The 12331-nt window shown below is 71.6% G+C and carries 10 protein-coding genes; 3 read left to right on the forward strand and 7 right to left on the reverse strand.

The genetic code is table 11. The annotated features are described in order from the left end of the window. Positions 1 to 720 precede the first annotated feature (720 nt). Complete coding sequence (locus CA984_RS24140) at positions 721 to 3228, forward strand: collagenase (protein WP_207621012.1); 2508 nt, start codon at positions 721 to 723, stop codon at positions 3226 to 3228. A gap of 170 nt (positions 3229 to 3398) precedes the next feature. Here the strand turns inward: CA984_RS24140 and CA984_RS24145 are convergent, their stop codons facing one another. Continuing rightward, the gene (locus CA984_RS24145; RefSeq protein WP_242676136.1) at positions 3399 to 3788 is read right to left on the reverse strand and encodes a DUF917 domain-containing protein; all 390 of its coding nucleotides are present in this window, start codon (positions 3786 to 3788) and stop codon (positions 3399 to 3401) included. Between CA984_RS24145 and CA984_RS24150 the strand changes: the two genes are divergently transcribed. Next, positions 3753 to 4985: a PucR family transcriptional regulator gene (locus tag CA984_RS24150; RefSeq protein WP_242676137.1), complete on the forward strand. Its 1233-nt coding sequence runs from the start codon at positions 3753 to 3755 to the stop codon at positions 4983 to 4985. The genes CA984_RS24145 and CA984_RS24150 overlap by 36 nt on opposite strands. A 157-nt stretch (positions 4986 to 5142) precedes the next feature. On the opposite strand, the gene eda is transcribed toward CA984_RS24150, so the two are convergent. Genes eda through zwf form a run of 4 tightly spaced genes read right to left on the reverse strand, consistent with a single transcriptional unit; the run spans position 5143 to position 10172 of the window. After that, complete coding sequence (eda, locus tag CA984_RS24155; protein WP_086575846.1) at positions 5143 to 5754, reverse strand: bifunctional 4-hydroxy-2-oxoglutarate aldolase/2-dehydro-3-deoxy-phosphogluconate aldolase; 612 nt, start codon at positions 5752 to 5754, stop codon at positions 5143 to 5145. After that, the gene (glk, locus tag CA984_RS24160) at positions 5751 to 6716 is read right to left on the reverse strand and encodes a glucokinase (RefSeq protein ID WP_086575847.1); all 966 of its coding nucleotides are present in this window, start codon (positions 6714 to 6716) and stop codon (positions 5751 to 5753) included. The genes eda and glk overlap by 4 nt, the downstream gene beginning before the upstream one ends. A gap of 43 nt (positions 6717 to 6759) precedes the next feature. After that, a complete protein-coding gene (edd, locus tag CA984_RS24165) occupies positions 6760 to 8637 on the reverse strand; it encodes a phosphogluconate dehydratase (protein ID WP_086575848.1) in 1878 nt (625 codons plus the stop codon). Positions 8638 to 8696: 59 nt separating this feature from the next. Further along, positions 8697 to 10172: a glucose-6-phosphate dehydrogenase gene (zwf, locus tag CA984_RS24170; protein WP_086575849.1), complete on the reverse strand. Its 1476-nt coding sequence runs from the start codon at positions 10170 to 10172 to the stop codon at positions 8697 to 8699. A 145-nt stretch (positions 10173 to 10317) separates the two neighbouring features. Here zwf and CA984_RS24175 point away from each other — a divergent pair, with 145 nt between their 5' ends. Continuing rightward, positions 10318 to 11487, forward strand: a complete 1170-nt coding sequence (locus tag CA984_RS24175; protein WP_086575850.1) for an ROK family transcriptional regulator — start codon at positions 10318 to 10320, stop codon at positions 11485 to 11487. Positions 11488 to 11626: 139 nt separating this feature from the next. Here CA984_RS24175 and CA984_RS24180 read toward each other — a convergent pair whose 3' ends face one another. Continuing rightward, positions 11627 to 11890: a hypothetical protein gene (locus tag CA984_RS24180; RefSeq protein WP_086575851.1), complete on the reverse strand. Its 264-nt coding sequence runs from the start codon at positions 11888 to 11890 to the stop codon at positions 11627 to 11629. A gap of 48 nt (positions 11891 to 11938) precedes the next feature. After that, a complete protein-coding gene (locus tag CA984_RS24185) occupies positions 11939 to 12331 on the reverse strand; it encodes a hypothetical protein (protein WP_086575852.1) in 393 nt (130 codons plus the stop codon).

The following is a 12331-nucleotide window of genomic DNA, read 5'->3' on the forward strand; positions in this document are numbered from 1 at the left end:
CCCGGTGGCGAGGCCGGCGACGGCCGGGGACGGAGCCTCGGCGGGGGAGGCCCCCCGCGGCCGGGGCGGACCGGCGGGAGCCGGAAGCGGTCTGTCAGCGAGCAAGGGAACTCCTCGAATGCGCTTGGCCATTCGAGGTCTCCTTCACCCGCATGTCGCGGGCGACCGTCCGGGGATGCCGTAGGGCGTCCGTACTGACCGGGGCGGTTCTTGGGAAGTACTCCCCTCGTCCTCCCAGGTTAGGGGACTCCGGCGTGTCACTCCACCTGTCTGCCTGATCCGCCCCGCCGATATGTCTGTCTCGCGATGCATATGTCATCAATTGGCCACGGTCATCCCGTGCCGCAGGGGACGCCGGCCGGGAACGCGGGGGCGCGGGCCGGAACGGAGAACCCGTCCGGCGCCGTGATCCGCGGCCGGCGGCGGATCGGGGCGCCTGTCCGGGATCCGGATCATGAGGGTGCGAATGCACCTGGGGGGTGCGATCCGGTCCTGACGCGGCGCGGCGGCGGACCCGGCTCCGCCCCTTCTTCCCGCCCGGAACGCCTGTCCTGCCGACAGTCTGCGGATCCGGAAAGTTCTCAAACTCCTATAAGTCGGCTCGCTTGCTGCCGGAAAAATTGAGACTTGTCTTAACCATGTGACGTGTGAAATTTTACATACGATTAGCCGTCCGGTTGTTGACCAGACGGGATCGCTCCCTTCCCCCCCAGGAGTGACATGCGCAGCAAGTTGCGCCGAACGATCACCCGGATGGTGCTCGTCGGCTCCGTTCTCGGCTTAGGCGTCGGTACACAGATCGTCTCCGCCTTACCGAGCACGGCGGTCGTACGGGCCGGCGGGCCCGTGGCCGACCGGGACGTCTCCGGCGCCCGCGACGAGAGGACGCCGCACGTCCAGCACGAACCTCTCACCCCCGACGAGCTTCCGCCGCTGTCCGCTTTCGTCGAGCAGCAGCGCGACGACTACGACGCGCCACCGGACACCGGGAGGCAGCGCGCCGCGGCGGCAGCGGTGTGCGACGTGGCGGACTTCACCGGCCAGAGCGGCGCCGCCCTGGTCACCGCCATCAAGAACGCCGAGCCCACCTGTGTGAACACGCTGTTCAGGCTGACCGGAGCCGAAGCCCGCGCCACGTTCACCGAGACGAAGATGGTCACCGTGGCCACCGCGCTGCGGGACAACGCCGTCGCCTACGCGGGTGACAACAGCACCGGCACGCTGCAGCTCGTGCTGTTCCTGCGGGCCGGCTACTACGTGCAGAGCAAGGCCGACAACGGCATCGGCGCGTACGGCACGGCGCTCCGGAACTCGGTCCGCTCCGCGCTGGACGCGTTCTTCGCCAACGGCCGCTCCGGCGACGTCAACGACGTCAACGGCGACACGTTGAACGAGGCCGTCATCCTCATCGACAGCGCGCAGGAGAACACCCGCTACATCTACGTGGTCAAGCGGCTGCTGACCGCCTACAACAGCTCCTACAACGCCTACAAGTACATGCGCAGCGCGGTGAACAGCGTCTTCACCGTGCTGTTCCGCGGCCACTACGACCCCGCGTTCGTCACCGCCGTCACCGCCGACCCCAGCCTCCTGGACGTCGTCAACGGCTTCGCCGTCGACCACTCCGGCCTGCTCGGCGGGGACTACTACTACCTGCCCTACAACGCCGGCCGTGAGCTGAGCCGGTTCGTCCAGCACGCCTCGCTGCAGGCCAAGGTCCGTCCCATGGTGAAGGCCCTGATCGGCCGGAGCGCCATCACCGGCCCGACGGCCAAGATGTGGGTGGCCCTGGCCGACATGGTCGACTACTACGACAACGCGAACTGCTCCTACTACGGCGTCTGCGACTACCGGGCGCAGATCATGGCCACCGTGCTGCCGATCAGCCATGACTGCGGCCCCACCCTGCGCATCCGGGCCCAGGACATCACCACCGCCCAGCTCAACGCGAGCTGCGCCAGCCTGGCCAACCAGGACGCCTACTTCCACAGCCTCGTGAAGGACGGCGGTCCGGTCGCCGACGACCGGAACACCTCCCTGGAGGTGGTCGTCTTCAACTCCAGCGTGGACTACCAGACCTACGCGGGCGCGCTGTACGACATCGCCACCAACAACGGCGGCATGTACCTGGAGGGCAGTCCCGGCGTCGCGGGCAACCAGCCGAGGTTCATCGCCTACGAGGACACCCGGGTCCTGCCCACGTTCGCCATCTGGAACCTGAACCACGAGTACACGCACTACCTCGACGGCCGCTTCAACATGTACGGCGACTTCAACGCCAGCCAGTCCACCCCGACCACCTGGTGGACCGAGGGCTTCGCCGAGTACGTCTCCTACTCCTACCGCGACGTCGTCTACGACGCCGCCATCACCGAGGCCGCCAAGAAGACCTTCACCCTGCGCGAGGTGTTCGACACCACCTACGAGCACGAGGACACCACCCGCACCTACCGCTGGGGTTACCTCGCCGTCCGCTTCCTGCTGGAGAAGCACCCGGCCGACGTCGCCACTGTCCTCGGCCGCTACCGCGCCGGCGACTGGAGCGGCGCCCGCTCCTTCCTGACCGGCCTGAACTACACCACCGACTGGAACACCTGGCTGACCGCCTGCGCGAGCGGCGCCTGCGGCGGTGGCGGCACCCCGGCCAACACGGCGCCCGTCGCGGCCTTCACCACCGCCGTCAACGGCGCCACCGTCGCCTTCACCGACGGCTCGACCGACGCCGACGGCACCATCGCCTCGCGCGCTTGGGACTTCGGCGACGGCGGCACCTCGACCGCGGCCAACCCGTCCAGGACGTACGCCGCCTCGGGCACCTACACCGTCCGGCTGACCGTCACCGACAACGGGGGCAAGACCGGCACGGTCACCAAGACCGTCACCGTGACCGCGCCGCTGCCGCAGTGCTCCGGCTCCGACGTCCGCATGCTCGGCAAGAACTGCGTCCGCGCCAACGTCGCCGCGAACACCGGCGGCCACTCCTACTTCTACATCAACATCCCCGCCGGAACCGCCCAACTCAAGATCACGACCTCCGGCGGCACCGGCAACGCCGACCTCTACTACAGCCCCAGCTCCTGGGCCACCACGAGCAACTACAGCAAGCGCTCGGCCACCGCGGGCAACGCCGAAACCCTGACCATCACCTCACCGCGGGCCGGATACCACTACATCACCCTGTACGGCACGACCGCCTTCACCGGCGTGAGTGTGAGCAGCGAACACTGACCCACCTCCGACGAGCCCTCCCCGTCCATGGACGGGGAGGGCTTCCGCCGTCAACGCGGCCACGCCCTCTCCCCGGACATCGGAACCGGCCGTGGGCGGTGGACCGGGTCCCGCCACGGGCTGCCGGTGCGGAACCGCCGCATCACCGTCCGGACCCCGCGGACAGGGCCCTAGCTCCCCGCCCCCGCCAGGGGCACGTAGTCGCAGTCGTAGCCGAAGTAGCGCGGCCCGACGAGCGCCAGACCCTCGGGGGTGGTCCACCGGGGGTCGCAGGGGGCCGCGATCACCGTGACGCGCAGGCCGTACCGCATGGCCTCGGTGGTGACCGGCTCGCCGGTGTCGGTGTCCAGGACGCAGATCAGGTCGGGGGTGGTGGCGACGACGGCGCCGTCGCGCACGGCCATCAGGTGCTCGTTCTGGATGCTCAGCTCAAGGGTGCCCGCCGGGCCCTCCAGCAGCGCCCGGCCCCGGGCGAAACCACCGGTGGTGCGGCGCTCCATGTCGACCACCTTGCCGATGAGCAGGTGGACGCCGCCCAGCAGCCGCGTCGCGGCGGCCACCGGGTCGGCGTGCTCGGCCCGCGCCAGCCGTACGGCACGGCCCTGGTGCTCACCTCCTTCGACGGCCCGCTCCCCGTCACGGCGACGGCCCTGGCCGATCGGGGCGCGCTCGCGCTGCTCGCCTTCACCGGAGATCTCGCCGAGCTGGCGGTGGCGGCCGAGCGGGTCCTGTCCGGCTCGGCGGCGGACGCGCTGGTCCGGGCCGAGGCGGCGACCGCGTCGGTCCTGCGCGCGGGCGGCGACCCCGACCGGATCACGGCCGCGGCCACCCACTCGCTCGGCGTCCCCGTCCACACCGACGGCACGGCCTTCGCCGCGGACCCGCCGGGAGGCCATCTCGCCCGTGCCGTCCGGCTGGTCCTCGGGGTCGCCGCTCTCGCCGCGGCCGGCGGCCACTCCGACGACCACCCGGTGCGGTCACGCTCGCAACTGCTGACCGAACTGCTGATCGCCCCCGAGGAGCAGGCGTTCCGGCTCGCCACCCGCGCGCGTGCCCTCGGGCTCGCCGTCGACGCCTGGCACATCGCGCTGCGGGTGGAGCCCACCGAGCTGGCCGGCTCGGACCGCTACGCCGTACTCGACGCGGCGGGGCCCGTCGCGGCGCGCCTGCTGCGGTCGGCGGGCGGCCCCGACTGGCACCTGGCCCGCGCCGACGACGCGCTGATCATCATCCGCACCCAGCAGCTCGACCCCGGCAGGGACGGGCTGCGGGCCGCCGTCGCCGACGCCGAATGGCTGCTGTCCCATCTCCGCGACCGCTTCGCCGGCGCGGGACTGCGCTGCGGGGTCAGCGGCGCGCACCGCGGCCCGCTCGGCCTGCGCGCCTCGGCCCTCGAAGCCCGTACGGCGCTGCTCCGCAACCCGGCCTCCTCCTCCCCGGTCACCGCGCACGACGTGGCCGGGCTCGACCGCATGCTCGTCGAGTGGTACTCCTCCGACGCCGCCCGCCAGGCCGTGCAGGAACTCCTCGCCCCGCTGCTGGCCCTCGGCGCGAAGCGGGCCGAACCGCTGGTGCGCACCCTGCAGTCCTACCTCGACCACCAGGGCTCGCCCGCGCGGGTCGCCGAGGAGCTCCACCTGCACCGCAACGCGGTGAGCCAGCGGATCCGGCGCATCGAGGACCTCCTCCACACCGACCTCGGCGACCCCCAGCAGCTCCTGGCCCTGCAGCTCGCCTGCCGGGCGGCCCGCATCTGACCTCGGAGGGCCGGCGACGAGGAAAGCCCATGGCCGCCGGGTAAGGCGGCCATGGGCCGGGTTCCATGAGCGTCTGCACCGGGTCACGGCGACTCATGGCCGCAGGCGGACCAAGGGAGGAGGCGGCCCGCCTGCGAGGTTCGGGGGTGGGTGCGCCCTACCGGAGGGCTGCCGCCTCGGCGGCCAGCTTCTCGATCCGCGCGTAGTCGCCGGCGGCCAGCGCGTCGGCGGGGGTGAGCCAGGTCCCTCCCACGCAGCCGACGTTCGGCAGCGCGAGGTAGTCGGGAGCCGTCGCGAGCCTGATCCCGCCCGTCGGGCAGAACCGCACGTCCGGCAGCGGACCGCCGAGCGCCTTCAGGTACGGCAGGCCGCCGGTCGCCTCGGCCGGGAAGAACTTCATCTCCGTCAGCCCGCGCTCGGCCAGCGCCATGACCTCCGACGCGGTCGCCACGCCGGGCAGGAACGGCACGCCGCTCGCCTCCATGGCGTCCACCAGCTTCGGCGTGCTGCCCGGACTCACCAGGAACCGGGAGCCGGCCGCCACGGAGGCCGCCACGTCGGCCGGGGTGCGGATGGTCCCGGCGCCGATCACCGCTTCGGGCACCTCGGCGGCGATCCGCTCGATGGCCCTCAGGGCGTCGGCCGTGCGGAGGGTCACCTCGATGACCGGCAGGCCGCCCGCCACCAGGGCGCGCGCCAGGGGCACCGCGGTCTCCAGGTCGTCGATCACGACGACCGGCACGACCGGGGCGATGTCCAGCAGACTCATACGTACTCCATATTCGACATGTTCGACAGGCGCTGGTTCAGCCAGGCCGCCGCGCCGACCAGCGCGGGCTGCGGGGCCACGATCAGCGTCGTGGCGATGGCGGACAGGTAGTCGTTCAACGTCGGGGTGGCCTCGAACCGGCGGCGGAAGTCGCTGGAACGGACCCGGTCCACGATACGGGGCAGCACGCCGCCGCCCAGGTAGACCCCGCCCCGGGCGCCCAGGGTCAGCGCGACGTTCCCGGCGAAGGTGCCGAGCATGCCGCAGAAGACCTCGACGGTCTCCGCGCACAGCGAGTCGTCCAGCCGGGCCACGATGTCCGAGGCGGACAGCCGGGGCGCGTCCACGCCGTGCACCAGCGCGAGACCGTGGTGCAGCCGGGTCAGTCCCGGCCCCGACAGCAGGTGCTCGGCCACCACGTGCTCCAGGCCCTCGGCGCGCAGCGCCTGGACGATCGCGTGGTCGCGCTCGTCCAGGACCGGCACGGTGACGTGCCCGCCCTCGCCGGGGATCGGCACCCAGCCCTCGGCCGCGGGCACCAGGCCGCCCACGCCGAGTCCCGTTCCCGGGCCCAGCACGGCCTTGACCCCGCGCGACGGCCCGGGGCCGCCCAGGGAGACCAGGTCGTCACCCACCAGGTGCGGCAGGGAGGCCGCCAGCGCCTCGAAGTCGTTGAGCAGCTCGGCGTCCGGGATGCCCAGGTCGCGTACCGAGCCCGTCCAGCCGGCGTTGGTGAGCCGGTAGCGGTCGCCCTCGACCGGACCCGCGATCGCGATGCAGGCCGCTCCCGGCTGAACTCCGCCCGCATGGTCCGCGAGATAGGCGGCTACGGCTTCGGGGAGCCCGTCGTGATCCGCTCCGGCCAGTACGGCCACCGCCTGCGGCTGCCCGCCCGGTTCCGTGACCAGTCCGAACCGGGCGTTGGTGCCGCCTATGTCGGCGACGAGCCAGGGAAGGCTCACCAGGCCTCCTTCGCCGGGCTCGTACGGGGGACGTTCCGCCCGTTCACGGCCGGACCCCGTTCGCGGCGGCGGCGACGCCCTCGGCGTGGCCGTTCAGGGCGAAGATCCCCGCGCCGCGCTCGGCGGGGCCCGCCGTACGGCGGAAGGCGGCGAACAGCTCGCGGCCGGTGCCCACCCACTGGGCGTCGGTGAGCGGCGCGCCCTGCGGCGTGCGGGCGGCCAGTTCCTCCGCCGGGACCAGCAGCTCCAGGGTGCCGGCGGTGGAGTCGAGGCGGATCGGGTCGCCGTCGCAGACCAGCGCGATCGGACCGCCGTGGGCGGCCTCGGGCGACAGGTGGATGGCGGCCGGGACCTTGCCGGACGCGCCGGACATGCGGCCGTCGGTGACGATCGCCACCCGCTGACCCCGGTCCAGCAGCACCGACAGCGGCGGGGTGAGCTTGTGCAGCTCGGGCATGCCGTTGGCGCTCGGCCCCTGGTAGCGGATGACCGCCACGAAGTCCTGCCCGTCCAGCTCGCCCGCCTCGAAGGCGCGCAGCAGCTCCAGCTGGTCGTCGAAGACCTTCGCCGGGGCCTCGACGACCAGGTGCTCGTCCTTGACCGCGGAGACCTTGCTGACCGCGCGGCCCAGGTTGCCGTCGAGCATGTGGATGCCGCCGTCGGGGGAGAAGGCGTCCGAGACGGGACGCAGCACGTCGGGGTCGGTACTCCCGCCGGTGCGCTCCTCCCAGACCAGCTCGCCGTCCTTGAGCTCGACGGACGAGCGGTAGTGGTCCAGCCCGCGCCCGGCGATCGTCAGCACGTCGCGGTGGAGCAGCCCGGCGTCCAGCAGGTCGCCGATGAGCACCTGCATGCCGCCCGCGGCCTGGAAGTGGTTCACGTCCGCCTGCCCGTTGGGGTACATGCGGGTGAGCAGCGGCACCACCTTCGACAGCGCGGCCAGGTCGTCCCAGAGCAGGTCGATGCCGGCCGCCGCGGCGATGGCGACGATGTGCATGGTGTGGTTGGTCGAGCCGCCGGTGGCCAGCAGCGCCACGCAGGCGTTGACGATCGCCTTCTCGTCGACGACCCGGCCGACGGGGGTGTACTCGTCGCCGTGCGCGGTCAGCTCGACCGCGCGCCTGCCCGCCGCCTCCGTCAGGGCCTCGCGCAGCTCGGTGCGCGGGTTGACGAAGGTGGAGCCCGGCAGGTGCAGGCCCATGACCTCGATCATGACCTGGTTGGAGTTGGCGGTGCCGTAGAAGGTGCAGGTGCCGGCGGAGTGGTAGGACTTCGACTCGGCGTCGAGCAGCTCGTCCTTGCCGACCTTGCCCTCGGCGAACAGCTGGCGGGTGCGGGCCTTGACCTTGTTGGGCAGGCCGGAGGTCATCGGCCCGGCCGGCACGAACACCGCCGGCAGGTGGCCGAAGTGCAGCGCGCCGATCAGCAGGCCCGGCACGATCTTGTCGCAGACGCCGAGCATGAGCGAGGCGTCGAACATGTCGTGCGAGAGCGCGATCGCGGTGGCCATCGCGATGACCTCGCGGCTGTAGAGCGACAGCTCCATGCCGGCGCGGCCCTGGGTGATGCCGTCGCACATGGCCGGCACGCCGCCGGCGAACTGCGCGACGCCGCCCGCCTTACGGACGGCCGCCTTGAGGACCGCCGGGTAGGTCTCGTACGGCTGGTGCGCGGACAGCATGTCGTTGTAGCTCGACACGATCGCCACGCCGGGCTTGACGTTGGCCCGCAGGTCCAGCTTGTCGGAGCGGCCCGCGGCGGCGAAGCCGTGGGCCAGGTTGGCGCAGCCCAGGCTCGCCCTGGCCGGCCCGCGCAGGCGGGCCGCCTCGGCCTCGGCGTCGAGCCGTGCGAGATAGGCGGTACGGCTGGCGCGGCTGCGCTCGACCAGGCGGTCGGTGATCTCCTGGATGACGGGGTTCATCCGGCCTCCTCTGTCTTCGTCGGTTCGGTCTGCGTGTCGTGCTCGTTCTGCTCGGTCGCTCATGAGGGGTCCTCCTCGTGCCAGAAGCGGCCGCTGCGCAGGACGAGTTCGTGGGCTCCGGCCGGTCCCGGGGAGCCCGCCGGGTACGGCTCGGGCGGCGTTCCCCACGAGTCCCACTCGCGGAGGATCGGGTCGATGAAGCGCCAGGCGGCCTCCACCTCGTCGCGCCGCATGAACAGGGTCGGGTTGCCGGTGAGGACGTCCATGAGGAGCCGCTCGTAGGCCTCGGGCACCCGGGTGGTGAAGGTCTCGGCGAAGCTCAGGCTGAGCGGGACCGGCTTGAGGGCCACCTCGCCCGCGCCCGGCTCCTTGGCCATGATGTGCAGCTCGATGCCCTCGCTGGGCTGCAGCCGCAGCACCAGGCGGTTGGGCGCGCTGCCCGCGAAGATCGAGTGGGGCACGTCCTTGAACTGCACCACGATCTCCGAGCACCGGTACGGCATGCGCTTGCCGGTGCGCAGGTAGAACGGGACGCCCGCCCAGCGCCAGTTCTTCACCTCGGCGCGGATCGCGGCGAAGGTCTCCACCTGGCGCGAGGCCTCGGTCGGCGCGGTGTTGTCGGGCTCGTCGAGGTAGCCGGGGACCGGCACGCCGCCGGACTCGCCCGCGGTGTACTGGCCGCGGACGGTGAAACGGTCCACCTCGCCGCAGGTGATCGGCCGCAGCGACTCCAGGACCTTGACCTTCTCGTCACGGATGGACTCGCGGTCGTTGCGCGACGGCGGCTCCATCGCGACCAGGCAGAGCAGCTGTAGTAGGTGGTTCTGCACCATGTCGCGCAGCGCGCCGGCGTGGTCGTAGTAGCCGCGGCGGCCCGGCGTGCCCACGGTCTCGGAGGCGGTGATCTGGACGTGGTCGATCCAGAGGGAGTTCCAGATCGGCTCCAGGAAGGCGTTGGCGAACCGGAGGACGAGCAGGTTCTGGACGGTCTCCTTGCCCAGGTAGTGGTCGATGCGGTAGATCTGCCGCTCGTCGAAGATGGCGCCGACCTCGTCGTTGATGCGCTGCGCGCTGGCCAGGTCGCGGCCGAGCGGCTTCTCCAGCACCACCCGTGAGGCGGGGGTCACCAGACCGGCGCGGTGCAGCTCCCGGCAGAACGGGCCGAACGTCATGGGCGGGCTGGCCAGGTAGAACACCCGGTCCCGCTGCTCGTGCCCGGCGAGCAGACCGGTGATCTTCGCCCAGCCGGTCGTGTCCTCGCCGCCGATGTCGACGGAGACGTGGTGCAGGCGGCCGAGGAAGCGCTGCCAGGTGTCCAGGTCGTCCACCGGCACGGAGCCCCGTACCTCGGCGTCCACCTTGCCGCGGAAGTCGGCGTCGTCGAGCCCGCCACGCGACATCGCGATGATGCGGGTCTCGGGGGACAGGCGCCCGTCGCGGTCGCAGTGATAGAGGGCCGGGAGAAGTTTCCGCATGGAGAGGTCACCTGTACCGCCGAAGACGATCAGGTCGGCGGATTGCGGGTTCTCGGACATGGGGAGTGCTCCGTAGTGATCTACCGAAATTGGGGATAGATCGGACAGTAGTCACATCTTGCGCTCTACACAAGCGGAGTTTTGTAATCTGAGATGAGAAAGATGGAAGTTTTCATTTCCTAAGTGGGTGTGATTCACTTGGCCGATGCCTCGACGTCCCGCTGCCGCGCTCGCCACCAGCGGTGAGGTGCTCCGCCTCATCCGCGCTGGTGAGGCTGTCACGCGCGCGGACATAGGGCGGGTGACAGGCCTGTCCCGGCCGGCCGTCTCCCTGCGTGTCACCGAGCTGCTGGACCGGGGCCTCGTCGTGGAGGACAGCGAGGGCCCCTCCACCGGCGGCAGACCTCCCCACAGGCTGGCCTTCAACGCCTCCGGCGGTATCGTGCTGGTCGCCTCGCTGGGCGCGAGCCGCGCGCAGATCGCCGTCTGCGACCTCGCCGGACACGAGCTGGCCAGGGAGAGCCTGGCCGTCGACGTGGAGGAGGGCCCGGACGTCGTCCTCCCCCTGGTCATGGACACCTGGAGCAGGCTGCTCGCCGGCCGCCCGCTCTCCCAGGTGCGCGGGGTCGGCCTGGGAGTCCCCGCCACGGTCGAGTTCGCGGCCGGCCGTACCGAGAGCGCCCGCATCATGGCGAGCTGGACCGGCGTCGCCGTCCCGCCGATCATCGCCGAGCGCTTCCCCGTCCCCGTCTTCCTCGACAACGACGTGAACGTCATCGCGATCGGCGAGCACCGCGCGGTCTACGCGGGCGAGGCCGACGACCTGCTGTTCATCAAGGTCTCCACCCGGATCGGCTCCGGAGTCATCGCGGGCGGCGAGATCCTGCGCGGCGCGCTCGGCGCGGCCGGGGAGATCGGGCACATCCCGGTCCGCGACGGCGGGGGAGTGCTGTGCCGCTGCGGCAACATCGACTGCGTCGACTCGGTGGCCAGCGGCACCGCGATACTGCGCGACCTGCGCGCCCGCGGCCACGAGGTGAAGACCCTGGCCGACGTGGTGAGCCTGGTGCGGGCGGGCGACGCCGAGACCATGACGGTGGTACGCAACGCCGCCCGGATGCTGGGAGAGGTCGTCGCCAGCGCGGTCAACCTGCTCAACCCCGCCGTGGTCGTCCTCGGCGGCGACGTGGCCGAGACCTTCCAGCCGATGGTGTCGGGCGTGCGCGAGGTCGTCCACCGCCGCTCGACCGCCCTGTCCACCCGCAACCTGCGGATCGAACGCAGCCGCCTCGGTCCCGGCGCGGGCATCGTCGGCTGCGCCCACATGGTCCTCGACCACATCCTCTCGCCCGAGGCCGTCGACACCCTCGCGTGACCGGACGCCGTGCGCGGGCGTGGCCGGGCCGCCGCGAAGGCGGAACCCCGTGTGCGGGCGTGGCCGGGCCGCCGCGAAGGCGGAACCCTGGGGCGGAGACGGGCCGGCGGAGTGCCGTCCCGTCGGCCCGTCCGGAGCCTCAGCCCGCTTCCGTGGTGGTGCCGCCGGGAGTCCGCGACTGGCGGCGGAGTGCGAGGGCGATGTCCACGATCGCGATCACAGCCAGCACGGCCATGGCGATCATCAGCCATTTAAGGCCGGCCACGAGACCGAGCACGCCGATGGCGATGATCGCTATCAGGGCGAACGAGCCCAGGCGGATGTGGACCACATCTCGCGGTGTCGCGCGGACCATGGGCTTACCGGCCGCGGACCTCTCCTCCGGCTGTCCTTCGAAAGTCATTTGTCCCCTCCTTCGATCAGACGGACCCTGTACCCCGATGTCCGCCTGTCATGTCATGTGTGGTCTCTCCTCAAGTGCCCTCACCAGTCCTTCGGGATCGGCCAGGGTGAGGGTTGCACCGGGATGGGGCAGCAGCCCGCCGGGCAGGAGCGCGGGCACCGGGGTGCGGAAGCGGACGCAGACGCCGCGCCTGGGATTGGTGCCGAAGGTGACTCCCCGGTCGGCCAGCGAAAGGTGCACTCCGACGACCTTCAAGGTCGAGTAGGGGCCGGTCAGCGTGGTGCCGGTGACATTGGACAGGGGTGTGCGCAGCAGCCAGTGACCGAAGCGGACCGTGAGCGCGCCCTCCTCGACGAGGGCGAAGGCCCGCTCGGGGGTGACCCCGAACAGCCGGAGCGGGATCTTCCACGCCGGCTCGATCGCGAAGTCGAAACGTGGCAT

This window comes from Streptosporangium minutum (assembly GCF_002149035.1).
Taxonomy (GTDB): Bacteria; Actinomycetota; Actinomycetes; order Streptosporangiales; family Streptosporangiaceae; genus Streptosporangium; species Streptosporangium minutum.

Excerpts from the sequence above, each read along its gene's own strand:
- CA984_RS24185 (WP_086575852.1), bottom strand. The coding sequence starts at position 12,331 with ATGCCACGTTTCGACTTCGCGATCGAGCCGGCGTGGAAGATCCCGCTC.
- CA984_RS24180 (WP_086575851.1), bottom strand. The coding sequence starts at position 11,890 with ATGACTTTCGAAGGACAGCCGGAGGAGAGGTCCGCGGCCGGTAAGCCC.
- eda (WP_086575846.1), bottom strand. The coding sequence starts at position 5,754 with ATGAGTCTGCTGGACATCGCCCCGGTCGTGCCGGTCGTCGTGATCGAC.
- CA984_RS24140 (WP_207621012.1), top strand. The coding sequence starts at position 721 with ATGCGCAGCAAGTTGCGCCGAACGATCACCCGGATGGTGCTCGTCGGC.
- zwf (WP_086575849.1), bottom strand. The coding sequence starts at position 10,172 with ATGTCCGAGAACCCGCAATCCGCCGACCTGATCGTCTTCGGCGGTACA.
- edd (WP_086575848.1), bottom strand. The coding sequence starts at position 8,637 with ATGAACCCCGTCATCCAGGAGATCACCGACCGCCTGGTCGAGCGCAGC.
- CA984_RS24175 (WP_086575850.1), top strand. The coding sequence starts at position 10,318 with ATGCCTCGACGTCCCGCTGCCGCGCTCGCCACCAGCGGTGAGGTGCTC.